General features: G+C 67.6%; 25 protein-coding genes and 2 pseudogenes. 12 read left to right on the plus strand and 15 right to left on the minus strand.

The genetic code is table 11. The features are described 5' to 3' along the window. Window positions 1–52: 52 nt before the first annotated feature. The gene (locus tag NVV90_RS17365; RefSeq protein WP_258438489.1) at window positions 53–853 is read right to left on the minus strand and encodes an alpha/beta fold hydrolase; all 801 of its coding nucleotides are present in this window, start codon (window positions 851–853) and stop codon (window positions 53–55) included. A 26-nt stretch (window positions 854–879) separates the two neighbouring features. Beyond that, window positions 880–2,556, minus strand: coding sequence for an FAD-binding oxidoreductase (locus NVV90_RS17370; protein WP_258438490.1), 1,677 nt, complete (start codon window positions 2,554–2,556; stop codon window positions 880–882). Window positions 2,557–2,573: 17 nt separating this feature from the next. Between NVV90_RS17370 and NVV90_RS17375 the strand changes: the two genes are divergently transcribed. From NVV90_RS17375 to NVV90_RS17390, 4 genes are all read left to right on the plus strand, one after another. Beyond that, entirely contained in the window at window positions 2,574–3,218 is a 645-nt protein-coding gene (locus NVV90_RS17375; RefSeq protein WP_258438491.1) for a TetR/AcrR family transcriptional regulator, read from the plus strand. Continuing rightward, window positions 3,178–4,791, plus strand: coding sequence for a glycerol-3-phosphate dehydrogenase/oxidase (locus NVV90_RS17380; protein ID WP_258438492.1), 1,614 nt, complete (start codon window positions 3,178–3,180; stop codon window positions 4,789–4,791). The genes NVV90_RS17375 and NVV90_RS17380 overlap by 41 nt, the downstream gene beginning before the upstream one ends. Then, window positions 4,788–5,690 (plus strand): diacylglycerol kinase family protein, encoded by a 903-nt coding sequence (locus NVV90_RS17385; protein ID WP_258438493.1) that lies wholly within the window; start codon window positions 4,788–4,790, stop codon window positions 5,688–5,690. Before NVV90_RS17380 ends, NVV90_RS17385 begins: the two co-directional genes overlap by 4 nt. 129 nt (window positions 5,691–5,819) lie before the next feature. Next, window positions 5,820–6,401, plus strand: coding sequence for a dihydrofolate reductase family protein (locus NVV90_RS17390; RefSeq protein WP_258438494.1), 582 nt, complete (start codon window positions 5,820–5,822; stop codon window positions 6,399–6,401). Window positions 6,402–6,431: 30 nt separating this feature from the next. Here NVV90_RS17390 and NVV90_RS17395 read toward each other — a convergent pair whose 3' ends face one another. Together NVV90_RS17395 and NVV90_RS17400 are read right to left on the minus strand one after the other, a co-directional pair. Further along, the gene (locus NVV90_RS17395) at window positions 6,432–6,830 is read right to left on the minus strand and encodes a LysR substrate-binding domain-containing protein (RefSeq protein WP_258438495.1); all 399 of its coding nucleotides are present in this window, start codon (window positions 6,828–6,830) and stop codon (window positions 6,432–6,434) included. Beyond that, window positions 6,787–7,098 carry a LysR family transcriptional regulator gene (locus NVV90_RS17400; protein WP_258438496.1) on the minus strand — a complete coding sequence of 104 codons (312 nt, stop codon included), beginning with the start codon at window positions 7,096–7,098 and terminating at the stop codon, window positions 6,787–6,789. Before NVV90_RS17400 ends, NVV90_RS17395 begins: the two co-directional genes overlap by 44 nt. A gap of 93 nt (window positions 7,099–7,191) precedes the next feature. Here NVV90_RS17400 and NVV90_RS17405 point away from each other — a divergent pair, with 93 nt between their 5' ends. Together NVV90_RS17405 and NVV90_RS17410 are read left to right on the plus strand one after the other, a co-directional pair. After that, window positions 7,192–7,665 (plus strand): RraA family protein, encoded by a 474-nt coding sequence (locus tag NVV90_RS17405; RefSeq protein WP_258438497.1) that lies wholly within the window; start codon window positions 7,192–7,194, stop codon window positions 7,663–7,665. After that, on the plus strand, window positions 7,665–8,918 hold the full coding sequence (locus NVV90_RS17410; RefSeq protein ID WP_258438498.1) for an RraA family protein: 1,254 nt from the start codon (window positions 7,665–7,667) through the stop codon (window positions 8,916–8,918). The genes NVV90_RS17405 and NVV90_RS17410 overlap by 1 nt, the downstream gene beginning before the upstream one ends. Window positions 8,919–9,007: 89 nt before the next feature. Here NVV90_RS17410 and NVV90_RS17415 read toward each other — a convergent pair whose 3' ends face one another. After that, a complete protein-coding gene (locus NVV90_RS17415) occupies window positions 9,008–9,613 on the minus strand; it encodes a TetR/AcrR family transcriptional regulator (protein WP_258438499.1) in 606 nt (201 codons plus the stop codon). A 115-nt stretch (window positions 9,614–9,728) separates the two neighbouring features. On the opposite strand from NVV90_RS17415, the gene NVV90_RS17420 reads away from it, so the two are divergent. Continuing rightward, window positions 9,729–11,273 (plus strand): APC family permease, encoded by a 1,545-nt coding sequence (locus NVV90_RS17420; protein ID WP_258438500.1) that lies wholly within the window; start codon window positions 9,729–9,731, stop codon window positions 11,271–11,273. Continuing rightward, complete coding sequence (locus tag NVV90_RS17425) at window positions 11,273–12,142, plus strand: carbon-nitrogen hydrolase family protein (RefSeq protein ID WP_258438501.1); 870 nt, start codon at window positions 11,273–11,275, stop codon at window positions 12,140–12,142. The genes NVV90_RS17420 and NVV90_RS17425 overlap by 1 nt, the downstream gene beginning before the upstream one ends. A 115-nt stretch (window positions 12,143–12,257) precedes the next feature. Here the strand turns inward: NVV90_RS17425 and NVV90_RS17430 are convergent, their stop codons facing one another. Together NVV90_RS17430 and NVV90_RS17435 are read right to left on the minus strand one after the other, a co-directional pair. Continuing rightward, on the minus strand, window positions 12,258–12,824 hold the full coding sequence (locus tag NVV90_RS17430; RefSeq protein WP_258441223.1) for a type 1 glutamine amidotransferase domain-containing protein: 567 nt from the start codon (window positions 12,822–12,824) through the stop codon (window positions 12,258–12,260). 888 nt (window positions 12,825–13,712) lie between these two features. Next, a pseudogene (locus NVV90_RS17435) lies at window positions 13,713–14,147 on the minus strand (phosphoribosyltransferase); the annotation flags it as partial. 170 nt (window positions 14,148–14,317) lie between these two features. Here NVV90_RS17435 and NVV90_RS17440 point away from each other — a divergent pair. After that, entirely contained in the window at window positions 14,318–15,286 is a 969-nt protein-coding gene (locus NVV90_RS17440; RefSeq protein ID WP_258438502.1) for a CapA family protein, read from the plus strand. Here the strand turns inward: NVV90_RS17440 and NVV90_RS17445 are convergent. Then, entirely contained in the window at window positions 15,283–15,645 is a 363-nt protein-coding gene (locus NVV90_RS17445) for a VOC family protein (RefSeq protein ID WP_258438503.1), read from the minus strand. The two genes, NVV90_RS17440 and NVV90_RS17445, sit on opposite strands and share 4 nt — an antisense overlap. A 94-nt stretch (window positions 15,646–15,739) precedes the next feature. After that, the gene (locus NVV90_RS17450; protein ID WP_258438504.1) at window positions 15,740–16,099 is read right to left on the minus strand and encodes a TfoX/Sxy family protein; all 360 of its coding nucleotides are present in this window, start codon (window positions 16,097–16,099) and stop codon (window positions 15,740–15,742) included. 114 nt (window positions 16,100–16,213) lie between these two features. Here NVV90_RS17450 and NVV90_RS17455 point away from each other — a divergent pair, with 114 nt between their 5' ends. After that, entirely contained in the window at window positions 16,214–17,455 is a 1,242-nt protein-coding gene (locus tag NVV90_RS17455) for an NYN domain-containing protein (protein ID WP_258438505.1), read from the plus strand. After that, entirely contained in the window at window positions 17,448–18,017 is a 570-nt protein-coding gene (locus NVV90_RS17460; RefSeq protein WP_258438506.1) for an MOSC domain-containing protein, read from the plus strand. Before NVV90_RS17455 ends, NVV90_RS17460 begins: the two co-directional genes overlap by 8 nt. 23 nt (window positions 18,018–18,040) lie before the next feature. Here the strand turns inward: NVV90_RS17460 and NVV90_RS17465 are convergent, their stop codons facing one another. Then, on the minus strand, window positions 18,041–18,538 hold the full coding sequence (locus NVV90_RS17465; RefSeq protein WP_258438507.1) for a DUF2199 domain-containing protein: 498 nt from the start codon (window positions 18,536–18,538) through the stop codon (window positions 18,041–18,043). A 150-nt stretch (window positions 18,539–18,688) separates the two neighbouring features. Between NVV90_RS17465 and NVV90_RS17470 the strand changes: the two genes are divergently transcribed. After that, entirely contained in the window at window positions 18,689–20,125 is a 1,437-nt protein-coding gene (locus NVV90_RS17470) for an MFS transporter (RefSeq protein WP_258438508.1), read from the plus strand. 168 nt (window positions 20,126–20,293) lie between these two features. On the opposite strand, the gene NVV90_RS17475 is transcribed toward NVV90_RS17470, so the two are convergent. The 5 genes and pseudogenes from NVV90_RS17475 to NVV90_RS17495 all read right to left on the minus strand — a co-directional run bounded on the left by NVV90_RS17475 (window position 20,294) and on the right by NVV90_RS17495 (window position 24,380). Further along, window positions 20,294–21,283: a D-glycerate dehydrogenase gene (locus tag NVV90_RS17475; protein ID WP_258438510.1), complete on the minus strand. Its 990-nt coding sequence runs from the start codon at window positions 21,281–21,283 to the stop codon at window positions 20,294–20,296. Between the two features lie 2 nt (window positions 21,284–21,285). Further along, a complete protein-coding gene (locus NVV90_RS17480; protein WP_258438511.1) occupies window positions 21,286–22,272 on the minus strand; it encodes a hydroxymethylglutaryl-CoA lyase in 987 nt (328 codons plus the stop codon). Further along, on the minus strand, window positions 22,269–23,519 hold the full coding sequence (locus tag NVV90_RS17485) for a CaiB/BaiF CoA-transferase family protein (protein WP_258438512.1): 1,251 nt from the start codon (window positions 23,517–23,519) through the stop codon (window positions 22,269–22,271). The genes NVV90_RS17480 and NVV90_RS17485 overlap by 4 nt, the downstream gene beginning before the upstream one ends. A gap of 112 nt (window positions 23,520–23,631) precedes the next feature. Continuing rightward, a pseudogene (locus NVV90_RS17490) lies at window positions 23,632–23,712 on the minus strand (hypothetical protein); the annotation flags it as partial. A 29-nt stretch (window positions 23,713–23,741) separates the two neighbouring features. After that, window positions 23,742–24,380, minus strand: a complete 639-nt coding sequence (locus NVV90_RS17495; protein ID WP_258438513.1) for a GPP34 family phosphoprotein — start codon at window positions 24,378–24,380, stop codon at window positions 23,742–23,744. Between the last annotated feature and the right edge of the window lie 43 nt (window positions 24,381–24,423).

Here is a 24,423-nt window from a genome sequence, read left to right on the forward strand (position 1 = left end):
AGGCCGGGCCCTGGTGCGGCAAGGCCCAGGCCAGGCCCTGGCGCGGGAACGCTCAGGCCGTTTTCAGCGGGGCCTTGGCTGCGATGAACTGCCGGATCCAGTCGACGGTCTCAGGGTGGTCCAAGTGGAGGCCGTGGCCGGCGCCGGGAACCTTGACCAGCGTGGAACGGCGGATGTGCTGGTGCAGCAGGACCGCGTTGGGCAGTGGCGTCAGCGCGTCGTCAGTGCCGTGGAGGATGAGCGTGGGGGCGTGGATGGCGCCGAGCTCGCCCCAGGCGTCATGGTCGCGGCTGGCCCGGAAGTGGCGCGCCTTGGCCCAGGCGGAGGCCCGTGAGTTGAAGAAGGTGCGTACTGCCTCGGGGTGGTTCCGCGCCCAGCCGGGGTCGAAGAACAGGGGTTCCAGGCGCGCGGCGTCGCCGCTGACCAGCGCCTCCAGAGCGGCCGGGGTGGGCCCGGCCCCGGGCAGGTCCCCTCCCGGACGCTTCCCGCCGCTGGTGGCCGCGAGAATCAGAGCCCGCACCCGGTGCGGGTGGTCGATGGCCAGCCATTGGGCGATTCGTCCACCCATTGAGTGGCCGTACACGTGGGCGGCCTCGACGCCGGCGGCGTCCAGGACTGCGGCCGCATCGGCCGCCAGGAGCCTGGTGGTGTAGCGCCCGGCGTCGCCGTCGCCGCTGCCGCCGATCCCGCGGTGATCAAAGCGGATGACGCGGAACCAGCGGGACAGGGCCTCCGCCGTCGGGCCCCAACCGTCCATGGCCGTCGCCTGGCCGGCGATCAGGAGCAGCGGCTGGCCCTCGCCCGCGTCGGTCCAGGCGAGCTCGGCGCCGTCGGAGGCCAGGGCAATCTTCACCGTGACACTCTATCTTCCGGCAGCGTTCAGGCTGTTTCCTCCGTTGCGGCCGGGATGAGCTTGCCCGGGTTCATGATGCCCTGGGGGTCCAGCACGTCCTTGATTCCCTGGAGCACCCTGACGCCCAGCCCGCCGATCTCCGCACGCATGTACGGGGCGTGCTCCGTGCCCACCGCGTGGTGGTGCGTGATGGTGGCGCCGGCCGCGACGATCGCCCGGGAGGCTGCGTCCTTGATGCGGGCATTCTGCGCGAGCCCGTCCTCCTCGAGCCCGCCGAGGAAGGTGAAATACAGCGAGGCGCCGTCGGAGTAGACATGCGAAACGTGCGCCTGGACGTAGGCGCCGCCGCCCTTTTCCTCCAGCGCATCGAAAATGGCCTGCCGGACGCTCGTGTAGCTGGCGCCCGCCTTGGTCCAGCTCGCGGCGGTTTCGAGCGTTTCGACGTACACGCCGCGGGTGAGCAGTTCATCGCGCATGTACGGCCCGCTGAACCGCCCGTGTTCCCAGGATTCGCCGGGCAGCGGACCCAGCAGCACGCCGCCAGCCTGGCGCATGATCCGGGCGCTGCGCCGCTTGCGGGCGCGGGTTTCGCGGGCGTCGCCCTCCCAGACGAGGAGTGCCAGCGCCGGGCTCTTCTGGCCGCGCAGGGCCAGGTAGCGTCCCAGCAGTTCGGTTTTCGGGCCGCCAAGTTTGAAGGTGGTGGCGGTTTCGTCGGGATCGCTGAGCCGGCAGACATGCGGCATGTCGCCGCGGACGCCCTCGTGGCGCAGGCGGCGCAGGGCCTCGACGCCGGCTTCGAAGGACGGGAAGGACCACGCACCGTAGCTCTTGTGCCGCGGCGCCGGGGTGATTTTCACGGTCGCCGAGGTGATCACGCCAAAGATGCCTTCACTCCCGACGACGACGTCCAGCAGCTTGGGTCCCGCGGCAGTACCCGGCGCGTCGCTGCCGGCGTCGAAGGGCCCCACCGGGGTCTCGAGGTGGACTGACTTCACCAGATCGTCCGAGCGGCCGTAGCCGGTGGAGGCCTGGCCAGCGGAACGCGTGGCAATGTATCCGCCCAGGGTGGCCTGCTGGTGGCTCTGCGGCAGGTGCCCCAGCGTAAAGCCATGGGCTGAGAGTGCGGCCTCGATGGCCGGGCCGCGGATTCCCGCTTCAAAGGTGGCCGTGCGGGACACCGGATCGATGCTGAGCAGTTTGTCCATCCGGCGCAGGTCCACGGTGATGACGCCGTCAAAGCGGCCGCGGAGCGGCTCCACGCCGCCCACCACCGAGGTGCCGCCGCCGAACGAGACCACGGCCAGCCGGCGCCGGCCGCAGAGTTCCAGGAGCTGGCGTATTTCCGCGCTGTCGGCGGGGAAAACGACGGCGTCTGGCGCGTCGAGGGCGTCCCCGGCGCGGCGGCGCAACAGGTCGGGGGTGCTCTTGCCCCCGGCGTGCTCGATGCGGTCACGGGCCTCGGTTGAGACGTGCTGCGGTCCGCAGATTGCCCGGAGTTCGGCAAGGACCTCCTCGTGCAGGCGCACCGGGCCCAACCGCACCTCGGACAGCTGAACGGGAGGCTGGGAGGGCTCGGTGCTGGAAAGTTTCAGCTCCTCCCGGAGGAGCTTGAGCGCGGCCTGGCTCAGGGGCCGTGCCCGCGCCGGGTCCCCCCACCCGTACCAAACTGACCGCGCGATTTCCTCTGTAATGTGCGTCACCATGGGATACAGTGTTACACATGAAGTCACAACGTACCATCCCTGTGGGCGACAAGAAGATCCTCGCCGCCACCCGGGAATCGGTCATCCGCCACGGAATCCGCCGCACCACGGCCAACGATATTGCCGACCGCGCAGGCGTTTCACGCATGACCTTTTACCGAAGGATGGGCACCGTGGAGAACGCCGTGCTCCAGATGCTGACGCACGAGTTCGGCGCCTACGCGGAAGCCGCCCAGGCTGCCAGCACCACCGGCAACGGCCGCGCACAACTGGTCCAGTTCGCCGTCGAAAGCGTAAGTGTTTTCGCCACCTCGGAAGTGCTGGCCTCCATTGGCGAACGGGACCCCGAATTCCTCATTCCCTACGTCACCGACCGCTTCGGGCAGAGCCAGCAGCTGGTTCTCTCCCGCCTGGAGGCTTTGATCGCCGTCGGCCTGGAGGACGGCAGCATCGAGGCCACCCCCGGCACCGCCGTCTCACTGCTGCTTGCCCTGCAGGGCGTGGCCCTCTCCTCGAAAGTCCTGATCCGGATGGGCACGTTCGACGATTCCCTCGCCGAGCTGAAGAAGATGCTGGAACGCTACCTCACGCCGTCGAACGATGGCAGCAAAGGACAGGCCCGTGACAACGCAGCAAGCAGAGAGCCCAAGCTGGATCAATGACGCCAGCCGCCGCCGGTCCCTGGCGCACCTGGCCAGGCACACCGTGGACGTTGCGGTGGTGGGCGGCGGAATCACCGGCGCCGGAGTGGCCCTGGACGCCGTGAGCCGCGGCCTGAGCGTGGCCCTGATCGAGAGCAACGACTTCGCGTCCGGCACCAGCGGCTACAGTTCAAAACTGGTCCACGGCGGCCTCCGCTACCTTGCCAGGATGGACTTCGGCGTCGCCTGGGAATCGGCCGTGGAGCGGCGGTGGCTCATGAGCCGGATCGCCCCGCACCTGGTCCGCCCGCTGGGCTTCGTCATCCCGGACAGCCGCGGCGCCCCCGCCCTGGGAGGACTCGCAGCCGGGGCCGGAGTGGTCCTCTATGACGTGCTGCGCCGCTTCTCCGGACTGGGCAGCAACGTACTTCCCCGGCCGCAGCTCCTGTCCAGCCAGGCAACGGCAGCGTTGGCCCCCGCCCTGAATCCGGGGCAGCTGCGGCGCGGTTTCCTGTACTGGGACGGACAGCTGGTGGACGATGCGCGGCTGGTCCTGGGGGTGCTCCGGACAGCCGCCGCCCATGGCGCGCACATGGTCCGCGACGTGAAGGCAACGGCGCTGGGCGCGACGAGCATTGATGCCGTGGACACCCGCACCGGAGCCCAGCTGCAGATCAAGGCCCGTACCGTGGTCAATGCCAGCGGCGTGTGGGCGGCCGAGCTGGAGAGGAACCTGGCGGTCACCCCCAGCCGCGGAACGCACCTGGTGGTGCGCTCGGAGCGGCTGGGCAATCCGCATGCAGCCCACACCGTGGCGGTGCCGGGCCACTTTGGCCGCTACGTCTTTGTGCTGCCGCAAGCCACCGGGGTGGTCTACATCGGGCTCACGGATGAGGAGGACCGCCTTGCGGACGGGCACCGCCCGCAGGTCCCGGAGCACGACGTCGATTTCCTCCTGGACGTCGTGAACACCACCCTTGCCGTGCCGCTGACGCGCGCCGACATTGTGGGGACGTTTGCGGGGCTGCGGCCGCTGGTCCGGGCGGCGGATGCCGGGAAGAGCTCCGAAACCGCCGACATTTCGCGCCGGCACCTGGTCCGGGACGTTCCTGGGGAACCCATCACCGTGGTGGGCGGCAAGCTGACCACCTACCGGCGGATGGCCCAGGACGCGGTGGATGCCGCCACGGCACGGCTTGCGGTGGATCAGCTGTCCCGCACCAGGACGCTCCCGCTGGTGGGCGCCGCCCCGCGGGAAGAGCTCGACGCCGTCGACGCACCTGCGCGGCTGGTGGCCAAATACGGAACGGAGGCCGTCACGGTGTACCGGCTTCAGCAGCAGGACGCCCGGCTGGCCCGGCCCCTGTTCGAGGGGACGGAGATCACCGGGGCCGAGCTCCTGTTCGGGGTCCGCGCCGAAGGGGCATCCAGCGTGGAGGACCTCCTGGAGCGGCGCACGCGCCTGGCCCTGGTCCCCGACGACGCCGCAAAGGCCCGCGCCACGGCGGAGGAGATCCTCGAGCTGGGTACCGGCATGGGCGATGATTCGGACATCACGGCTGGTTCCACGGCGGGCGAAGGGAGTGCGGAATGACCGCAGCGCAGGGAGGCGAGGTGCTCCTGCTGGTCAATCCGGCATCGGGCCGCGGCAGGGGCCTGCGCTTCTGCACGGAAACCGCCGCAGCGCTCCGCGCAGCAGGTTTCACGCCCGCCGTCGTGGTCACGGAAAGCCTGGAGGAAGCGACGCGGAAAGCCCGCGAAGCAGCCCCGGGAAGCATCGTGGCCGTGCTGGGCGGTGACGGCTTCCTCGGGGCGGCCGCCTGCGGGGCACGCGATTCCGGCGTCGTCCTCCTTCCACTGGCGGGCGGCCGCGGCAATGACACCGTGCGCCGGCTGGGACTCGGGATCGACCCGGTCCAGACCGTCCGCAACATCCCGCAGCTGGTGGTGCGGGACGTGGACCTGGGCCTGGTCAACGGGCGCGCCTACTTTGGCGTGGCCAATGTCGGATTCGACGGCCTCGCCAACGAATACGGCAACAGCACGGAGCTGAACCTCGGATCGCTGACGTACCTGTACGGCGGGCTGAAGGCTCTCCGGGAATGGAAGGACGTGACCTTCACCGTCACCGTGGACGGCAAGGAGACGGTCTTCCCCGGCTGGTTTGTGGCGGTGGGCAACGTGGGCCAATACGGCGGCGGGCTGCGCATCTGCCCGGAGGCCAAGGTGGATGACGGCCTTCTGGATGTGGTCAGCCTGGGACGGGCCTCGATCTTCCGGGTCGTTGCCACCTTCCTGCGCTCCTACCGCGGCACGCATCTGGGCACTCCGGGGGTCGGCTTCACGCATGGCCGCAGCGTCACCATCAGCGCCAACAAGCCCCTGCATGTCTACGCCGACGGCGAGATGCTCGCCCCGCTTCCGGCAACCGTTGAGATCCTCCCGGCCGCCGTCAAGGTCCTGGTCCCCCGGGACTCCCCGGTGTTTTCCTAGGGTCCGGTCCGTTCCGTTCCCGCCCGCCGGCAGGGCTACGAGCCCCGTCACATCACTGCGACACCGTGCCCTTCACCATGAACCTTGAAGCCGCTAATCTTGGGGCACGCCAAAGCAAAGGAGCGCCCCATGGGCAAGGTGGTCATGTACAGCTCGGTGTCGGTGGACGGCTTCATCGCGGACGAGAACGACCAACCCGGACCCCTGTTCGACTGGTTGACCAGCGGTGACGTGCCGTTGGAAGAGAGTGGCGAGTTGAAGGTGTCGCAGACATCTTACGACTACACCCGGGCGTACTGGGACCAGATCGGGGTGACAATCGCCGGCCGCCACGTCTTCGACATGACGGACGGCTGGGACGGGAAGCCTCCGAGCGGGATCGACCACGTGGTCGTCGTGACGCACCGGCCCCAGCCCGAGGGCTGGGACCCCGAGGCGCCGTTTCACTTCGTCGACGGCGTCGAGGCAGCCGTGGCCAAGGCGCAGGAGCTTGCGGGCGACCGCTTGGTCGAGGTCGCTGCTGGCGACGTGGGTGGCCAGGTGCTTGCCGCGGGCCTGGTCGACGAGGTTCGCATGGACGTCGTACCCGTCATGTTCGGGTCCGGCAAGCGCTACTTCGGGTCGGTCCACGCGCAGCACCTGTTGGAGGATCCTGACGTGGTGATTCAGGGCAACCGGGTGCTTCACCTGCGCTATCGGGTGCGCCGCTGACCGATCTGAGCGGGTACGCGAAGGGCCCGGTTAGTCGCCGAGGGCGGTTTGCTGCGCGCAGTCGATGAAGTGCCGGGTGATGGGCTCCGGTTCGCCGGCGCGGCTCACGAGGGACAGCTCCACGAGGTCCACGCGCCGGGCCAGGTCCACCGCCCCCTGCTCGCCCGCCAAGGGATGCGAGGCGGGCAGGGCGATGACAAAGCGGTCCCTGCGCAAGGGGACCGAGCTGAGCCCGCGGCCGGATCCCGATTGGCGGATGATCGCGACGTCCAACTCGCGCCGCAGCAGCCGGTCCCGCCCGTGGTGCGTGTCGATTTCCGAGACCTGCAGCTCGACGTCGGGCCAGTCGTTGCGGAAGCGCTCCAGCACCTCCAGCAGTAGCCGGTCAAAGGCAGAGGTCACCGAACCGATGCGCAGCGTGCCTGCCATCCCGGACTTGGCGCGGGGCGGCCACTTCCGCGGCCCGCTCCGCGGCCTGCACCAGCAGCCGGCATCCTTCCAGGAACAGCTTTCCGGCGTCCGTCAGCAGCACCGAGCGGCTGGGACGGGTCAACAGCTCCGTGCCCAGCTGGCGTTCAAGCTGCAGGATTGCCTGGCTCAGCGGCGGCTGGGACATGTTGAGCCGCTCGGCCGCGCGCCCAAAATGCAGTTCTTCGGCGACGGCTGCGAAATACCGGGCCTGCCGGACTTCGACCATGAGATTGAGTCGCCTTTCCTCTTACAGCGATACAGAACTAGACCTTCACTGTATGCCCCCGGACCCTCCGGCGCGCACATCGGAGCCACCGCCGTGGCCGACGCGAACAGCAGCAACGTGATCGTGGTGGCCAACGACGGCCGCACGGACGTGTCCTGCTGGGGCGGGCTCCTGAGCCTGGGCGCCTCCCTGAACGGTGTCCGCGGCGTGGTTGCCGACGGCGCCTGCCGGGACGTCCACGAGACACGGGAGATCGGCTTTCCCGTCTTCGCCAAGGGCCGCATCCCCGCGACCGCCCGCGGCCGGCTGCAGCAGCGCTCCACCGGCGAACCCGTCCAACTGGGCGGGGTGACCGTCACCCCCGGAGACCTGGTCCTGGCAGACGAGACCGGCGTCGTGGTGGTCCCCGGCAGCCGCCTCGAAGAGGTGCTGGAACACGCCCAGGGCGTGGCCGCACGCGAGCAGGCCATCGCCGCCGAGCTGAGGGCCGGCGTCGCACTTCACGAAGCCATGCGCGACGCGCGCCTGGCCGGAATCCCCGAATCTGAAATCACCGAGGAACACTGATGAACACCACCGCCGAAACAACCGTCATCGAACGCCTGGCAGCCCTGCCCACCGCCTCCATCTCCGATGCCATGGACGCGCTGGGCCTGCACGGCACCCTCCACGGACTGGCTCCGTTGACCTATGGCTTCCGGGCCACCGGACCGGCCTTCACCGTCCAGTACGCACCGGCCGGCGAGTCCCGCGGCAGCGTGGGTGACTTCCTGGACGACGTCCCGGCGGGCGCCGTCATTGTCATCGACAACGGGGGACGCACGGACGTGACCGTGTGGGGCGGCATCATGACCGAGGTCGCCGCCGAGCGAGGGATCGCCGGAACCGTCATCAACGGTGTCTGCCGCGACATCGCCACCTCGCTGCAGCAGAACTACCCTCTGTTCAGCCGGGGCAGGTTCATGCGCACCGGCAAGGACCGCGTCCAGCTCGTAGCCGTCCAGACCGAGGTGACCATCAATGATGTCCGCATCTCGCCGGCGGACATCATCTGCGCCGACGCCGACGGCGCCCTCGCCGTGCCGCAGGCCCGCGCCGCCGAGGTCGCGGAGATCGCCGAAGGCATCGAGGACACCGAAACCCGCATCGTCGCCGCCGTCAACGGCGGTGCCACCCTGGTCCAGGCCCGCAGGGACCTCGGCTACCACGACCTTCAGTGGGGCAAGAAAATGAGCAACGCGGCCAGCGGACATTCAACAGCCACCCTGTACGAAGCATCCAAACTGCCCTGCGCCTGCGACCCTGGGCTGAAACCGGCCTGGCACGGCGCCAAAGTGGCCGGGCCCGCCTTCACCGTCCGCGGCGTGGGCGGGGACAACCTCGCCCTGCACCACGCCGTCCTGAACGCGCCTTCGGGCAGCGTCCTGGTGGTTGACATGCAGGGCGCCGAGCACGGGCACTGGGGTGAAATCCTCGCCGCCGCGGCCCAGCACCGGGGCATCGCCGGGCTCGTGATCGACGGCGGCGTCCGCGACAGCGAGGAAATGGCCCGGATGGACTTCCCGGTCTTTTCCCGCAGCGTCACCGTGGTCGGCACCGCCAAGGACTACGCCGGCGATTTCTCCTCCCCGGTCCGGGTGGGCGGCCTGACCATCCGTGCCGGCGACTTGGTGGTCGGCGACGCCGACGGCGTCGTCATCCTGCCCAAGGACGCCGCAGAAACGGTCCTGGACAAAGCCGACGAGCGCGTGGCCGACGAGCAGCGCATCCTCGCCGAGATCCGCCACGGCATATCCACCCTCGAGCTCTACTCGCTCTGACGGGAAGATACGAAGCCGTCCGGGGAGTATTCCCCGGACGGCTTTTCCGTCGTCGAATGCCGCCCGCCCCCGGGTTCCGGGCGTGCCGGCTACACGAGCTGTGCGGGATCGGCGTCGAGCAGTACTGCAGCGAGGCGCGCGTTGAGTTCAAGCACGTAGCGGCTGCTGGCTACCCCGGCCAGGACGTCCATCACCAGGCCGTCTTCCTGGGCCACCAGGATGCGCGCAATGTCTGCCGGTTCCATCGCGGCGCGGAAGTCCCCGGAAGCAACGCCCATGGCAATGATGTCCTGGTAGATGGACTGCTGTTCCCGCGTGAGCTCCGCCTGGATCCGCCGCATCTCGTCGTCCCGCAGCGCGTCCGGCCAGTACTCGTAGAGAATCCTGGAGATGTCGTCGTTCAGGCCGGCCATGGTTCCCGAGCGGATCGCGGCCGCAAGCTTCGCAGTGGGCGTGGAATGCGAGGCGACCGCTTCGTTCAGCTGCTGCAGCAGCCGGTCCGACGACGACTGGACGGCCGCAGCGGCAATGTCCGCCAGGCTCCCGAAGTAGTAGAGCACCGCGTTGGGTGCCATGCCGGCCTCGGCCGCAATTGCCCGCAGCGTCGCAGCCCCGGACCCCTCGCGGGCGGCCACCGCCTGCGCCGACGCCACGATGTGCTGCCGCTTGAGTTCCCTCTTGCTCTGCCCCGCCATCCGGATTCTCCCCATCCCCCTGAAAAGTTCAGGTCTTGACAGCGAGCCTAACGAGATATTGAATGGGATTCAAATTTGAATGGCATTCAAATTTTCGATTCGATGAGGAGTCCCCATGAACCACCCACTTCCCCCGCTCGCTCCGCCGGCGACCACCCCGGGTTCTTCCGACAAAGGGCTCAAAGCCGGCTCCATCGGGCTCGGACCCACCGTCGCCCTTGGGCTCGCCGCCGTGGCCCCCGCCTACAGCCTCGCCGTCACCCTGGGCTTCGTGGTCCTCGCCGTGGGCGCGCACACCCCGGCAGCCTTCCTGCTGGGCTTCGTCCCGATCCTGTTCACGGCCTTCGCTTTCCGGGACCTCAACAAGGAGATGCCGGACTGCGGCGGCGTATTCGTCTGGATGACCCGCGTGTTCGGTCCCAGTGCCGGCTGGTTCCTGGGCGGATGGGTTCCCCAGATCGCCACCTTCATCGCCACGGCTGCCCTCGCACAGGTGGCAACCACCTACCTGCTGGGTTTCCTGGGCCTTGCCGCCGTGGCGGAGCAGCCCGTCCTGGTTGCCCTCATTGCCTGCGGCTTCATCTGCATCAGCGCAGTGGTCTCGGCCCGGGGAATCGAGCTTTCGGCATGGCTCCAGTACGCCCTCATCGCCCTGCAGCTCATAGCGCTCGGCGGTTTCTGCATCGGCGCGTTCACGGCCATTGCCAGCAACAATGCCCTCGACGGCGCCGAGCCGCCCAGCCTGGAGTGGCTGAATCCCTTCGCCTTCGGCGACCTCTCCGGGCTCGTGTCCGGGGTGATCCTCTGCCTGTTCATCTACTGGGGCTGGGACGCGTTGATCGCAGTCAACGAGGAGACCAGCAACCGGAAAAGCACCCCGGGCCGGGCAGTCGTCATCACCACCAGCATCCTGCTGGTGTTCTACGTGGTGACGGCCCTGGCCGCCGTCGGCTTCGCCGGAATCGCCGGCATCACCGATCCGGAGACCGTCTCGGATGTGCTCTCCGTCCTGGGACCCCAGGCCACCGGTCCGGTCTTCGGGCAGGTCATCGTTCTGGCCATCGGGCTGTCCGCCCTGGCGGCGTTGATGACCGTCGCGGTCAGCACCCCGCGGGGCTGGCTCAGCATGGGCACGTACAAGGCCCTTCCCAAGGCGACCACAGAGATGCACCTCCTGCGCGGCACCCCCACGACGGCGATCATCTGGTGGGCCCTGCTGAGTGTGGTGGTGACAGTGGGCCTCACGGCCATCGCCGCGGACTTCATCGGCTTCGCTGTCCTCTCGATCGGGCTCCTGATCGCCGCCTACTACGCCGCAACCGCCGTCGCATGCGTGGTCTACTTCGCTCCGGAACTGCGCGGCTCCCCGGCTTCCCTGCTGATGAAGGGCGTGCTGCCCGCGGTCGGTGCGGCCATGATGATCGCGGCATTCGCGGTCAGCGCCCTGGACATGCTCTCCCCCGAGTATGTGGGGCTCTCCTGGCTGGGCATCGGAACCGTGTTCTGGATCGGCATCGGCGCCCTGGTCCTCGGCGCCATCGTCACCGTACTGCTGCGCCCCAGGTTCAAGGACTTCTTCTCGGGCCAAACCATCCCGCGTGGAAACGTCACCAACAGGGCCGAACTGGCCACCATTCTGAGCAACGAAACCGAGGCATAATGCGAGTCCTGTCCATAGCGGCCATCCAGACCAGGTCTGTTCCCTACGACGTCGAAGCCACCTGGCAGCGCTTCGCGCATCAGGCCGAATGTGCCAAGGATGCCGGGCCGGACGTGGACATCATCGTGGCGCCGGAGCTGCTGCTCTCCGCTCCGGGCGAGTTCCTCCAGCCTGATCCCGCGGCTGATACGCGTTCTGCGGCCCCCATCCCGAGCGACCTCACCGCACGGATCTGCCAGCTGGCCCGGCGGCTGGGAGTGTGGCTCGTCCCGGGCTCCCTCCTGGAGGAAGAGAACGGGAACGTCTACAACACAGCGATCGCCGTCTCACCGGAAGGTGAGATCGTGGCGCGGTACCGGAAGCTGTTCCCCTGGCGGCCCTTTGAAACCACCACGCCCGGCGACTCGTTCGTCACCTTCGACATCCCCGGCAAGGGCCGGGTGGGGCTCGCCATCTGCTTCGACGGCAGCTTCCCCGAAGTGTCCCGGCAACTGGCCTGGCTCGGCGCCGAGGTCATCATCCAGCCCACCCTGACCACCACCCGCGACCGGGAAATGGAAGTGGTCATGTCCCGGGCGAACGCCTTCGTCAACCAGGTCTACGTGGTGAACGTCAACGGCGCAGACCCGTGCGGCGTCGGCGAAAGCGTCATCGTGGACCCGGAGGGCACCATCATGCAGCAGGCCCGGGGCGGCGAGGAGATCCTCTACGGTGTGCTGGACCTCGACCGGGTATCGCTCGTGCGGCGCTACGGAACCTTCGGCATCAACAGGCAATGGAGCCAGCTCCACGACCAGCAAGGGCTCGTCTCCTTCCCCATGTTCGGCGGAGCCAGCTTCGTGCCGCCTGAATGGAGTTCACGGCAGTGAGGCGGAGTCCGCCCAAGCCTGGAGGCTGACCGGCGCATCCCGTCAAAAGTCACCGCAAACAAAAAGGCCAGGGGACGACGGCGGCGCGCGCCGCCGTCGTCCCCTCCCGGTTTGCCTACGCAGTCTTCCCGGCGTGCCCGCCCGCTGCGATTTCCTCCAACAGTTTTGCATTGAAGGCCGGCAGGTCCCGCGGGCTGCGGCTGGTCACGAGGCCATGGTCCACCACCACTTCTTCATCGCTCCAGTTGGCGCCCGCGTTCTTCAGATCCGTCTGGAGTGTCCGGTAGGACGTAACGTTCCGGCCCCGGACCACTCCGGCATCGATGAGGAGCCAGGGGCCGTGACAGATGGCCGCCACCGGCTTGTGCTGTTCAAAGAAGCTCCGGGCAAAGGCTTGGGCGTCCTTGTCCACGCGAAGGTGGTCTGCGTTGACAACGCCACCGGGGAGCACCAGAGCGTGGAAGTCGGCGGCGTCGGCCTCCGCCGCCGTCATGTCGACGTGAAAGGTCTCGCCCTTTTCAGTGCCCCTGAAACCCTGAAGCCTTCCACTTCTGGGGGCCACGAGGGTAGGTTCTCCGCCGGCATCCTTCACGGCGTTCCATGGGCTGGTCAGCTCCACTTGCTCCACGCCGTCGGTCAGCAGGAAAGCAACCTTCTTGCCCGCAATATTGTGCCCCGGCATGTGTCCTCCTCTTGCTTGGCCTGACAGCAGGTACAGCACAAACCAGTCCCTGGCCAGAGTCGCCGCTTCCTCCAGTGTCCCGGGTTCTTCGAACAGGTGGGTGGCTCCCTGGACGAGCTCCAGCCGGTTGGGGCAGCGCATCAGGGCCTTCGCCCGGCGGTTGAGTTCAAGAACCCTGTGATCCGCACTGCCGACAATTAAGAGCGTCGGGGCGCGGACAAGGGCAAGCCTCGCTCCGGCGAGATCCGGACGGCCTCCCCTTGAGACGACTGCACCGATCTGTGCCCCGTGTTCGGCCGCTGCCCACAACGCTGCCCCGGCCCCGGTACTCGCCCCGAAGTATCCCACGCTGCATGAGGCAGTGTCCCGCCTGCCGCCGAGCCAGGCCGTTGCCGCGGTCAGCCGGCGCGCGAGCAGTTCGATGTTGAACACGTTCGCGCGGTCGTGCTCTTCCCCGGGGCTGAGCAGGTCAAGCAGCAAGGTGCCCAGCCCTGCCCTTTGGAGCGTCGAGGCGACGAATCGGTTTCGCGGGCTGTGGCGGCCGCTGCCGCTGCCGTGGGCGAACACCACCACTCCGGCAGCAGGCACGGGAAGGTGCAGGTGTCCATGGAGCCGCAACCCATCCGATTTGATCTCCACGTCCTCATCGAGGCCAAGGTTTCCGGCCGAAGAAGATGCACGCTCCAGACGCTCGGCAGCGGCGTCGAGCAGCCACACCACTTCGTCGTCGCTGGTCGGCGAGAAGTTGCGGTAGTAGTAGCCCACAGCTGTGAGTTGCCGGGGCGTGGCAAGGCACACCACCTCGTCCGGCTCCGTCAGGCTCGTGAGCGTGTCGGCAGGGGCAACAGGAACGGCCAGGATCACTCTCGCGGCCCCCAGCTTTCGAGCGATGCCGCATGCCACCCGGGCAGTTGACCCGGTGGCGATCCCATCATCGACGACGACGGCGATGCGGCCGTGCAGATCCATGCGGGTCCGGCCCGTACGGAATCGTGCCACCCGGGCATCGAGCAGAGCCCGTTCCCGTCTTTCGACGGCCAGCAGTTCTTCCTGCTTAACCCTCATGAGTGAGAGGACATGCTTGTCAAGAACGTAAGCACCGTCTTCCCCGATGGCTCCCATCGCGAGTTCGGGCTCAACCGGTACTCCAAGCTTGCGCACCACGATCACGTCCAGCGGCGCGTCAAGGGCCGCCGCAACCTCGAACGCTACCGGAACGCCGCCCCGGGGCAGCCCCAGGACAACTGCGTCCTGGGCACGCAGATACGCCAGGCGCATCCCCAGCTGACGCCCTGCATCAGCCCTGTCCTCAAAACTGCCCATCGCCGCGACGTTCCCATCAGGACAGCGGCCGCAGGCCTGTCCAAACCAGCGAACAGCACGGAATGAACGGTTGCAGCCGCCTGTTCCAACTATCCCTCAGGAACCGGGACCACGCGAGAGCTTTTTGGTCCATCCTGAAAGAAGAGGCCCTGCCAACGTGGAGGTGGAGCATGCAGATGGCACTCCTGGGGGACGTCATGCTCGGACGCCTGGTGAACGAGCAGCTGAAAGTGGCGGATCCCGCCTATCCCTGGGGCGATACCCTCCCGGTCCTCAGGCAGGCGGACATCAGGTTCGCCAACCTCGAATGCGTCCTGGCGGACGGCGGAACACCCGTCGTGGGCAAGACCTTCCACTTCCGCTCGGACGTCAAGAACGTAGGGAGCCTGAGGTCCGCGGCGATCGATGTGGTGTCGCTGGCCAACAACCATGTGCTGGATTTCGGGGTTGATGCGCTTCGGGAGATGTTGCCGGCGCTCGATCAGCACGGGATCCTCAGGGCCGGGGCTGGGATCGACGCTGAAGCTGCCCGGCGGCCGGCAGTCCTGCGGGTGGGCCCAACTGCGGTCGGCTTCATTGCCTTTACCGACAACGAGCCGGGCTGGGAGGCCACCGCCCGGTCTCCCGGGATCCACTACGTGCCCGTGGATGCCGGTGACCAGCGGGTCACGGATCTGCTGGACCTGGTCCGGCGGACGAAGGGGCGCGTCCAGCTGCTGATCGTTTCGGCACATTGGGGCCCCAACTGGGGGGCCGCTGTCCCCACTGAGCATCAGGGTCTGGCGCGGGCGCTGGTAGATGCAGGGGCCGATGTGGTGTTCGGGCATTCGGCCCACATTTTCCGGGGCATCGAAATCTACAGGGACCGGCCCATTATCTATAGCGCCGGCGACTTCGTGGATGACTACGCCGTGGACCCAACAGAACGCAACGATCAGTCATTCATCTTCCTGCTGGAAACCGGCGAAAGCGCGCCCCGAAAGCTGCGCCTGCATCCGACGAATATCACCGAGTTCCAGACGCGCCTGGCTCGTCGGAACGCGTGGAAAATTGCCGGGCGGATGCAGCGGCTGTGCGAGCAGCTCGGCACGCGGAGCGTCTGGATCGAGGGCGAGAACGCGTTGGAAATCCCGATCTAAGCAGGCTTTGGCGGTTCGTGGAGCCCGAACGCAGATCCCTGGTCATCCTTGCAGAGTTTGAACCGTCCGTACTGCCCCGCATTGGCCTCGTCCCCCAGCTCAGGCTCATCGACGGAGCCTCCGAGTTCCCGCACCCGGTCCAAGGCGGCGTCCAGGTCATCAACCCGGAAGAACAGGTATGGAACGGCACCCGGATCGCCGCCATGCATACCGCCGGATATCCCTGCGGTGCCGATCATGAATCCGCCACCGCCGGAAGGGCCGGGAGAAAAATCCCAGCCGAAGAGCGCGCCGTAGAACTCCTTGCCGCGCTGGGGGTCTTCAACACCGATCTCAAAGAATGCTGGCTCGCCGGACATCGTTCCTCCTGGCTCATGGTGGGAACGGCACCACCCTAGGACCGAATGCCCCGGGGCACAATGGCCTGGCGCTTGGCCGTACCAGCCGCCGTCGTCAGCTCTTTTTCTTGGGCGCCTTGGGTGCCTTGGGTGGCAGCGTTGCTACGTGTTCCAGCGCGCGGGCCACCCACGGCTCGATCTTCGCGCCCGGATCCTGGACGGGCAGCCCCACGTAGCCGGCCATGGGCCGTCCGGCCGGACCGAAGGGCAGCGTCTCGCTGCTGCTCGTCAGCGCCTCGCGGTCCTCATCCGAGAGGCGCAGGCCAATGGTCGAGCCGAACAGCCCTGCGAACATGTTCCCGTTGACGAAGGCGCCCAGGTTCCCGAACATCGGCTTGATGTCGATGCCGGGCAGCCCCGCCAGCAGCGATTTGAACTGCTCCTTGTCGGCTTCGGTGGGCTTTGCGATTTCCATAGAGGTGCCTTCCGCTCGGGGCCTCCATTATCACCCGGCGGCATCACCCGTCGGCTTGGCGTGTCGCAGAAAAAAGCCTCACCACTGTGGCCCGGTTGCTGGCACACTGAGCCAATGAAAGAGGCGCATTCTCCCTCCCGACGGCCAGGGCTCCGGGCCGCCATGTTTGTCGATTTCGACAACGTCTACCTGGGTCTTCAGGCCCTGGATCCCCAGGCGGCGAAGCGGTTCGCAGAAGACCCCAAGCACTGGGCTGATGCACTGTCCGCCGGCGGGCCCGGCGAGAATTCCCGCCGGTTCCTCATCCGCAACTGCTACCTGAACCCGGTGGCGTTCTCGAAGTACCGGACTTACTGGACTCGGGCCGGTTTTCGTGTGATCGACTGCCCGTCGCTGACGCAACGCGGAAAGAGCAGCACCGACATCAACCTGGTGCTGGACGCGATGGACACACTGTCCGGCACCGCCGGCATCGACGAGTTCTTCATCGCCTCAGCCGACGCGGACTTCACCTCACTCATCCAGCGTTTCCGTGCAGCCGACAAGATGACCACGGTCATCGCCGCGGGCGCCGTGGCCTTCGCCTACCGCGAGATGGCGGACCATGTGGTGGAGTCCCACGACTTCGTGGCGATCCTCAACGGCACCACGGTGGAGCCGATCCACGCGGTGCCGTCCGTCCAGCCCTCGCAGGCAGGGGGTGCCGTGAAGGCGAAGTCCAGGGCGAAGGCTGTGTCCGCCGCGGTCAAGGAGGTCAGCGACTTCGTCCGGGCTGCCCCGGGCCCGGTTGTCGGGGCGATGGTGGCCCACCGTGCGCTCACGGCGGATCCGTCCCTGAAGACGGACTGGGGTGGCTTCGGCAAATTCGGGACCTGGGTGGCGCAGATCGGCAACAACGTTGAATACTCGGCAATCCGTGGCGGCTGGGTTTGGGATGCGCAGAGGTTTTCCAGCGACGATCTGCCCGCCGAAGCCGGCACCGAGTCCGGCATAGAGGAGCGGGTCGCCAGGGTCACGGATGTGCCCGCACTTTCCGCCGCCCAGTTCCGGCAGCTGTTCATGGCCATGGCGGCCAGGCTCCGTGACCAGCCGGTCAACCGCAACGAGCTGGCGAGGCTTGTCAGGGATGACTGTGTCAGCGCAGGTCAGCCGGTGTCCCGTGGCGCCGTGAACTTTGTCATTCAAGGCCTGGGATACGTCGATTTCCAGCTGACTGACACGTCGACGGCGGAGGAGCTGGCGGCAGCCTGGACCGAGGACGTGGAGGAACTGTGCCGCGTGGCCCTGATGGAGTTCGATGACGCCGAGCGGCTGGCCTTGCGGCGCTGGGCCAGCGGCGGCTTCGTCGATGCCTGACTACCGCTACGAGGTGGAGGTCCTGCACCTTCTGGTGTCCCCGGCACACGCCTACTTCGGCCGCGCACGCGAGGGAGCGGCCGACGTCCCCACCACGGATGCCAAGCAAGTTGAGCTGGTGGCCGGCAAGGGCATCGTCGGCGATCGCTTCTTCGGCAAGGCCGCACATATGGATGCCGCCGTCACCGTGTTCGCGATCGAAGCGCTCGAAGCCATGGCCACCGAGCTGGGTGCGGAGCCCTTCGACCCGCTCCTGACACGGCGCAACGTGGTCCTCCGAGGGGCCGAGTTGGCTCCGCTGCTGGGGCACCAGTTCGCGCTGGAATCCGGCCGGGACGTGGTGCGACTCAAGGCCGGACGGCCTGCCCATCCCTGCGCCTGGATGGATGAGATGCTGGCCCCTGGTGCGCACAAGGCGATGCGCGGGCGGGGCGGCGTGCGCTGCCAAGTGCTTACGGACGGCATCCTGCACCGCGGCCCTGCCGTGCTGATCAGTCCCGTGCCGCTGGAACCCGGGCGTGCCGGCGAGGCCACGGTGCTGCGGGCGTCGCGGTTGCCTTAGGGCTTAGAGCCCCTGAGCCAGCCTTAAGGCAGCGAGTCGAGGATGCTGTGCGGCCACTCGTTGGTGAGCAGGTCTTCAAGTTCCGGGGAACTGCTGCTCACGCAATAGGGAGTGTGGTCCACATTCCGCACCGCCAGGTCCACCGGGGACCTCAGGAGGCCCCACGGTTCGATGTTGTTTGCCAGGTAGCCGGTCAGCGTCAAGTCCGCATAGTCCGGTTCCAGCCACACCGAAGCTGCCCTTTCCGCGTCGTCGGGATGGATGGCAACCCACACACCGAATTGAATCGAGTGGCCCTCCGTCAGCCGTACGGGGAGCAGGGCCCTGACGAACGGTCCGATCTCCGGGACCATCATCATGACCGAGGTATTAGGGTGCTTATGGCTGAGCCAGCTTCCCTCCGCGTGGTGCTGCTCGGGGCTTTTCAGCACTGGGTCAGGCAGTTGGAACCGAACATCACGCTCATGCGCGGCCAGCGAACGCCCGCAGGTGCTGCACCTTCGCTTCTTCAGAATCCCCATATGTCCCCTTGCCGCGCATCTGATGTGTGCAAGACTAGCCGCCGCAGCGCGGGCCAAGCCAGGACGACGACGGCGGGTGATCCCGCCGTCGTCGGGCCGTCCTGGAATTGACCGTGTCCACGAGAGCCGGTTCTCAGTAAACTGGGACGCATGACCGAGCACGAACCGGCCCAGGCCGGAGTCGCTGCGGCTCCAGGCCTGGTCGATCCCGACGCCATTGACGCGTCCTTGCGCACTTCGGCACAACGGTCCCGCACGTTCGCCGGGATCCTGGTGAACACTGCCCTGGCCAACATCACCACCAGCTATCTGTGGTTCGCCCTGACGTTCTGGGTCTACCTGGAGACACGCAACGTGATCGCCACCGGCGTCATCGGCGGGGCGTACATGCTGCTGATCGCCGTGTCCAGCATCAGCTTCGGCACCTTCGTGGACCGCTACCGCAAGCTGGCCGTGATGCGCTTCGCCACCGGTTTCACCCTGGTGATGTTCGTGCTGTCCGGGGTGATGTTCCTTCTGACACCCGCCGCCGATCTGCTGGACCTGACGCAGCCGTGGTTCTGGATCTTTGCCGTGATCATCCTGGTGGGCGCGGTGGTGGAGAACATGCGCAACATTGCCCTTTCCACCACGGTCACCATCCTCATCGACCCGGACCGGCGGGCCAATGCCAACGGGCTGGTGGGCATGGTTCAGGGACTGATGTTCCTCGTCACCTCGGTGCTCTCCGGACTCTCTGTGGGGCTGCTGGGCATGGGCTGGACCTTGGTTGTCGCCCTGGTCCTCACGGCGATCGCCTTCGCGCACCTGCTCACGCTGCGCATGCCCGAGGAGGTGCGCGCGGCCGCCACGGACGCACACGGCGGATTCGACCTGCGCGGCTCCCTCACCGCAGTGTTGGCCATTGCCGGACTGTTCGCACTGATCATTTTCTCCACGTTCAACAACTTCATCGGCGGCGTCTACATGGCGTTGATGGATCCCTACGGCTTGGAGATGTTCCCCGTGGAACTGTGGGGAACCGTCTTCGCAGTGGGCGCCACCGGGTTCATCCTGGGTGGCGCGGTGATCGGCAAGTTCGGGCTCGGGGCCAACCCGCTGCGCACCATGCTCATCGCGGTGATGGTGATGGGGTTCCTCGGTGCGATGTTCACGGTGCGGGAGTGGGCATGGTTGTACATCGCCGGCATCTGGCTGTACATGGTCCTGATCCCCTTCGTTGAGGCCGCCGAACAGACCGTCATCCAGCGGGTAGTGCCCTTGCCGCGGCAGGGCCGGGTGTTCGGATTCGCCATGGCGTTCGAGTCCGCGGCAGCGCCGATCACCGCGTTCCTCATCGCGCCGATCGCCCAGGTCTGGATCATCCCGTACGCACGGTCCACCGAGGGAGCGGCCCAGCTGGCCCCGCTGCTTGGCGAGGGAACGTCCCGCGGCATCGCCCTGGTGTTCCTGGTGGCCGGGATCATCATGATCGCGGCCGCGCTGCTGGCCTTCCTGACCCCGGTCTACCGCCGGGTCTCGGCCTCGTATGCACAGGCGGCCGCCGAAGCGCAGGAGACGGCGGCACCGCCCCCTGCGGACGAGTAAGGCCGAACCCGCCGAACAGCCACCCCAGCACCAGCCAACACCCCCATCCGAAGGGCGACGGGCAGCCGCGTGGCCCGGCGTCCGCCGTCGTACACGCCCGCCGCAATGGCCGCGGCGACCCGGCCGCCGAGTACGTGCCCTTGAAACTGTCCGGGGCAATGAGGATCGTCATGCCCCGGCGAGGGGGTTGACCTGATGGAGCGGCAAGCGGCCCTCGGCGATGGCAATGGCGTTGAGCGCGCTGAGGCGGGCCATTTCGCTGCGGACGCGGACCGTGGCGCTGCCGAGATGCGGCAGCAGCACCGTGTTGGGCAGCTCGGCCAGCCCCGGCGCCAGGCGTGGTTCGTCCTCGAACACGTCCAGTCCCGCACCGGCAATGACGCCGGTGCGCAGGGCCTGCACCAGGGCGGCCTCGTCCACCACCGGCCCGCGGGCCGTGTTGATGAGGATGGCGTCCGGCTTCATCCGCTCCAGCACCCCGGCGTCCACCAGGTGCCGCGTCTGCTCGTTCAGCGGGACGTGCACGGACAGGAAGTCGCTGCGTTCCACGAGCTCAGCCCAGGGCACCTGCCGGACCTTGCCGGCGAACTCGCCGAGTTCCTCCTCGCTGACCGGACGGTCGCCCGGCGGCCGCGGCGAGAAGAGGACTTCCATGCCGAACCCCAGCGCGCGCCGGGCCGTAGCCCGGGCGATCCGGCCGAACCCGGCCAGGCCCAGCACGGCGCCGGAGACATCCCGTCCCAGCATGAACTCCGGTTCCCAGCCGAGGAACTTTCCGTCGCGGAGCAGCTGGTCGGCTTCGACCACGCGGCGGGCGGTGCCGAGGATGAGCAGCATGGCGATGTCCGCCGTCGCGTCCGTCAGCACGCCCGGGGTGTTGCCCACCAGGATGCCGTGCCGGGCGGCAGCGTCCACGTCGATGTTGTTGTAGCCGACGGCGTAGTTGGAAACGCCCTTCAGGCGCGCGGCGGCCAGGAGCGGCTCGTCCACCACGTCCCGCAGTTGGGTGAGGACCACGTCGTACTCACCCGAGGCACACAGGGCCGCCAGCGTCGCGTAGTCAGGCGGCTCGGGCAGCACGGTGACCTGGCCGGCATCGGACAGCAGTTGCAGGCCCGGTTCCGGGATGGCGGTGGTGACCAGGAAGTGGTTCCCCATGTTCAGTTGCCTCCCACGGTGGAAGGCTGTCCAGCGCTGTCCGAGGGGAGGACCCAGTCGAAGGCTTCCGCCCTGGACCGGGCGCCTTGGGCAGCCTTGGAACGGTTGGGTTCGCCCAGCTCGGCCAGCAGCTTCTCGGACAGGACCACGAGGCCCGCGAAGGTTTCCGTGGTGAGCCACTCCGGGCGGGTGGCGAAAAGGATGTCCTCGCTGGAGGTGTTGCCGCTGGCACCAGGCGCGAAGGGGCAGCCGCCCAGGCCGCCGAGTGCCCCGTCCACCATGGCGGCGCCCGCCTGGATGGCCGCAAGGGTGTTGGCCACCCCGAGGCCCCAGGTGTCGTGGCCGTGATAGACGATCCGCCGTGCCGGGGACTCGTCCCGGACCCGGGCGATCAGCCCGGAGACCTGCGCGGGGATGGCCTGGCCCAGGGTGTCGCAGATGACGATGTCTGTGGTGCCTTCGGCCCGGGGGTCGTTGGCGATGGACAGGATGCGCTCCTCGGGAACGTATCCTTCGAACGGGCACGTGAACGACGTCGCAATGCACAGTTGGATCTGCCCATTGACGGCGCGGGCGTACTCCACCGCCTCGGGCAGGGCGGCCAGGCTTTCGTCCGTGGTGCGGCCGATGTTCGCCTTGTTGTGCGAATCCGAGGCCGACAGGCAGTACTGGAAGTTCCGCGCTCCGGCAGCCGAGGCCTTGGCCACGTGGCCGGGGGTGGCCACCCAGATCCAGCACCTTTCCAGCTCCTCCGCAGAGAGGGCCTGGACCACTTCGAGCGTGTTGGCCATGGTGGGGACGAGGTCCGCGCGGGCCATGGAGCCCAGCTCGATGGCCGGCACGCCCAGGCGCAGCAGCTCCCGGACCGTCTCGACCTTCCGCTCGGTGGATAGCAGTTTGCCGGTGAGCTGGAGCCCGTCCCGCAGGGTCACATCCCGGAGGATGGTGTTGCCCAACGTTGCGGCGAGGCTGTTTTCGAAATGGTTCATGCCTGGAGTGCCTCCTCGCGGCCGGAGGCCGCGTTGATCTCTGCCGGGCTCATGTTGAGGAGCCCGCCGAGGATTTCTACGGTGTTTTCGCCCAGGTCCGGTCCGAGGTTCCGGATGGGCAGCGACTGGTTTCCGATCACCGGGACGATGCCGGGGAAGCCCACACCGGACAGGACCTCTTCCCCAGTGGACACGTCGAACTTCTGGATCATGTTCCGGGCCGCGTACTGGCTGTCGCTGCTGATGTCCGCCGCCGTGTAGATGGGGCCGGCGGGGACACCGGCGGCGTCCAGGGCTGCGAGGGCGTCGGCGGCGTCCAGCTCCCCCGTCCATGCCCCGATGGCCTGGTCCAGCTCTTCGCGCCGCTCCCAGCGGCCTGCGTTGCTCTGCAGCGAAGGGTCCTCCGCGAGGTCCGGGCGGCCGATGGTCTGCATGTACCGCTGGTAGATGGAGTCGCCGTTGCCCGCCACCACGATGCTGGCGCCGTCCTTGCAGACGTAGGCGTTCGACGGAGCGATCCCTTCCATCCGGCCGCCCACGCGCTGCCGGTCCACGCCGTAGGCCTGGTAGTCCGGAATCAGGGATTCCATCATGGAGAACATCGCCTCATGCAACGCGACGTCGATGATCCGCTCGGCGAGCGGGACAGCGCCAGCCGCATCCCGGCGTCGTGCTTCCCTTTGGGAGAGGCTCATCACGGAGCCGAACGCGGCGTACAGGCCCGCGATCGAGTCTCCGATGGAGACGCCCACCCGGACGGGCGCTCGGTCCGGGTCCCCCACCAGGTTACGGAACCCGCCATAGGCTTCGGCGACGGCGGCGAAGCCGGGCCGCTCGGAGAGCGGACCCGTCTGCCCGAAGGCGGAGATGCGGGTGATGATGAGGTCCGGGTTCGCCTGGTTGAGGACGTCGGGGCCGAGGCCCCAGCGTTCCAGCGTGCCGGGCCGGAAGTTTTCCAGGAGGATGTCCGATTTTGCGGCGAGTGCCAGCACGGCCTGCCTGCCGGCCTCGGTCCTGAGGTCCAGCACCACGGACTTCTTGTTGCGGTTGAGGGTGCGGTAGAGCATGGACGTGTTGCCCTTGTGGAGCCGCCAGTTGCGCAGCTCGTCGCCGGTTCCGGGGCGTTCGACCTTGATCACTTCGGCACCGAAATCGGCCAGCAGCCTGCCGGCGGTGGGCGCGGCGATGTAGTTTCCGAGCTCCAGGACGCGTACGCCTTCCAAGGGCGCGATGCGTGTCTCTGTCATGTTCGTTCTTTCTTTCGTTAGTGCCTGGGCGGACTTGATCCGCCCAGAACAGCAGGCTCGTGGGCAGGATCAGGAGGATCGCGACGACGGAGGCCACCGAGACCCCGGCAGTGACCCATTTCAGGGCGCCCCTCACACTCTGCCCCAGCAGTGACTGCAGGAGCCAGAAAGTGTTGCTGGTGACGTGGATCATGAAGAGGGATCCGGCGCCGGCAGCGGGCCTTACGTGGCGGCCTCTGCGTCCGCCATCCTGACCATGCGCAGTTCGTCCACCACCGCACGGGAGGGCCAATGGTCCTTCGTCAGCGCCCTTGCCCGGCTCTGGTCTGCTCCGGGGAAGAGCTTGTCGAGCAGCCCTGCTGCATGAAGCAGGGCGGTCAGGGCCGTGGTCCTGGAATCTGACGGCTCACCGCCGAGTACGGCTTGGACCTTCTGCAGCAGCGCGGCTTCCGGAGCGTGGTCCTTCTCCGGGTACCGCGTGGTCTTGAACAGGCCCAGGCGTTTTTCGCCGACATGCTCCACGATGCCCAGCTGCACCATCCCCTCGTAGAGACGGTGCAGTTCGGCGCGGCTCTCCAGCATGGCGACCCACCGCTTGGGAGTGTGGGGCCGGGACTTTTCACGGATGATATCCACCTGGTGCTGGAACTCCGATTGCGGGGCGGCGCCGGTAGCCCTGACGCGCTTGCCCTGCAGCTCTATTGCGCCGAGAAGTTCCAGCTCGGCCAACACTGCGCCCGCCACTCCGACCCGGAGGACGAACGCCGGCAGTTCGGGCCCGCCGCCCTTGGGGTCCGTTGCCAGCAGTAGAAATTCCTGGGGAAGGCTCAGCTCCCCGGCCCTCGGTGTTTCAGCATCCATAGGATCATGGTGGCCCTGTTGGGTAGCGACTACAACGGCCAGC

The sequence above is a fragment of the Arthrobacter sp. CJ23 genome, assembly GCF_024741795.1.
Lineage (GTDB): Bacteria > Actinomycetota > Actinomycetes > Actinomycetales > Micrococcaceae > Arthrobacter.

What these genes read in the sequence shown, in the direction of transcription:
- NVV90_RS17370 (WP_258438490.1), bottom strand. Translation starts at nt 2,556, where the DNA reads ATGGTGACGCACATTACAGAGGAAATCGCGCGGTCAGTTTGGTACGGG.
- NVV90_RS17375 (WP_258438491.1), top strand. Translation starts at nt 2,574, where the DNA reads ATGAAGTCACAACGTACCATCCCTGTGGGCGACAAGAAGATCCTCGCC.
- NVV90_RS17385 (WP_258438493.1), top strand. Translation starts at nt 4,788, where the DNA reads ATGACCGCAGCGCAGGGAGGCGAGGTGCTCCTGCTGGTCAATCCGGCA.
- NVV90_RS17390 (WP_258438494.1), top strand. Translation starts at nt 5,820, where the DNA reads ATGGGCAAGGTGGTCATGTACAGCTCGGTGTCGGTGGACGGCTTCATC.
- NVV90_RS17395 (WP_258438495.1), bottom strand. Translation starts at nt 6,830, where the DNA reads ATGGCAGGCACGCTGCGCATCGGTTCGGTGACCTCTGCCTTTGACCGG.
- NVV90_RS17400 (WP_258438496.1), bottom strand. Translation starts at nt 7,098, where the DNA reads ATGGTCGAAGTCCGGCAGGCCCGGTATTTCGCAGCCGTCGCCGAAGAA.
- NVV90_RS17410 (WP_258438498.1), top strand. Translation starts at nt 7,665, where the DNA reads ATGAACACCACCGCCGAAACAACCGTCATCGAACGCCTGGCAGCCCTG.
- NVV90_RS17415 (WP_258438499.1), bottom strand. Translation starts at nt 9,613, where the DNA reads ATGGCGGGGCAGAGCAAGAGGGAACTCAAGCGGCAGCACATCGTGGCG.
- NVV90_RS17420 (WP_258438500.1), top strand. Translation starts at nt 9,729, where the DNA reads ATGAACCACCCACTTCCCCCGCTCGCTCCGCCGGCGACCACCCCGGGT.
- NVV90_RS17425 (WP_258438501.1), top strand. Translation starts at nt 11,273, where the DNA reads ATGCGAGTCCTGTCCATAGCGGCCATCCAGACCAGGTCTGTTCCCTAC.
- NVV90_RS17430 (WP_258441223.1), bottom strand. Translation starts at nt 12,824, where the DNA reads ATGCCGGGGCACAATATTGCGGGCAAGAAGGTTGCTTTCCTGCTGACC.
- NVV90_RS17440 (WP_258438502.1), top strand. Translation starts at nt 14,318, where the DNA reads ATGCAGATGGCACTCCTGGGGGACGTCATGCTCGGACGCCTGGTGAAC.
- NVV90_RS17445 (WP_258438503.1), bottom strand. Translation starts at nt 15,645, where the DNA reads ATGTCCGGCGAGCCAGCATTCTTTGAGATCGGTGTTGAAGACCCCCAG.
- NVV90_RS17450 (WP_258438504.1), bottom strand. Translation starts at nt 16,099, where the DNA reads ATGGAAATCGCAAAGCCCACCGAAGCCGACAAGGAGCAGTTCAAATCG.
- NVV90_RS17455 (WP_258438505.1), top strand. Translation starts at nt 16,214, where the DNA reads ATGAAAGAGGCGCATTCTCCCTCCCGACGGCCAGGGCTCCGGGCCGCC.
- NVV90_RS17460 (WP_258438506.1), top strand. Translation starts at nt 17,448, where the DNA reads ATGCCTGACTACCGCTACGAGGTGGAGGTCCTGCACCTTCTGGTGTCC.
- NVV90_RS17465 (WP_258438507.1), bottom strand. Translation starts at nt 18,538, where the DNA reads ATGGGGATTCTGAAGAAGCGAAGGTGCAGCACCTGCGGGCGTTCGCTG.
- NVV90_RS17470 (WP_258438508.1), top strand. Translation starts at nt 18,689, where the DNA reads ATGACCGAGCACGAACCGGCCCAGGCCGGAGTCGCTGCGGCTCCAGGC.
- NVV90_RS17475 (WP_258438510.1), bottom strand. Translation starts at nt 21,283, where the DNA reads ATGGGGAACCACTTCCTGGTCACCACCGCCATCCCGGAACCGGGCCTG.
- NVV90_RS17480 (WP_258438511.1), bottom strand. Translation starts at nt 22,272, where the DNA reads ATGAACCATTTCGAAAACAGCCTCGCCGCAACGTTGGGCAACACCATC.
- NVV90_RS17485 (WP_258438512.1), bottom strand. Translation starts at nt 23,519, where the DNA reads ATGACAGAGACACGCATCGCGCCCTTGGAAGGCGTACGCGTCCTGGAG.
- NVV90_RS17495 (WP_258438513.1), bottom strand. Translation starts at nt 24,380, where the DNA reads ATGGATGCTGAAACACCGAGGGCCGGGGAGCTGAGCCTTCCCCAGGAA.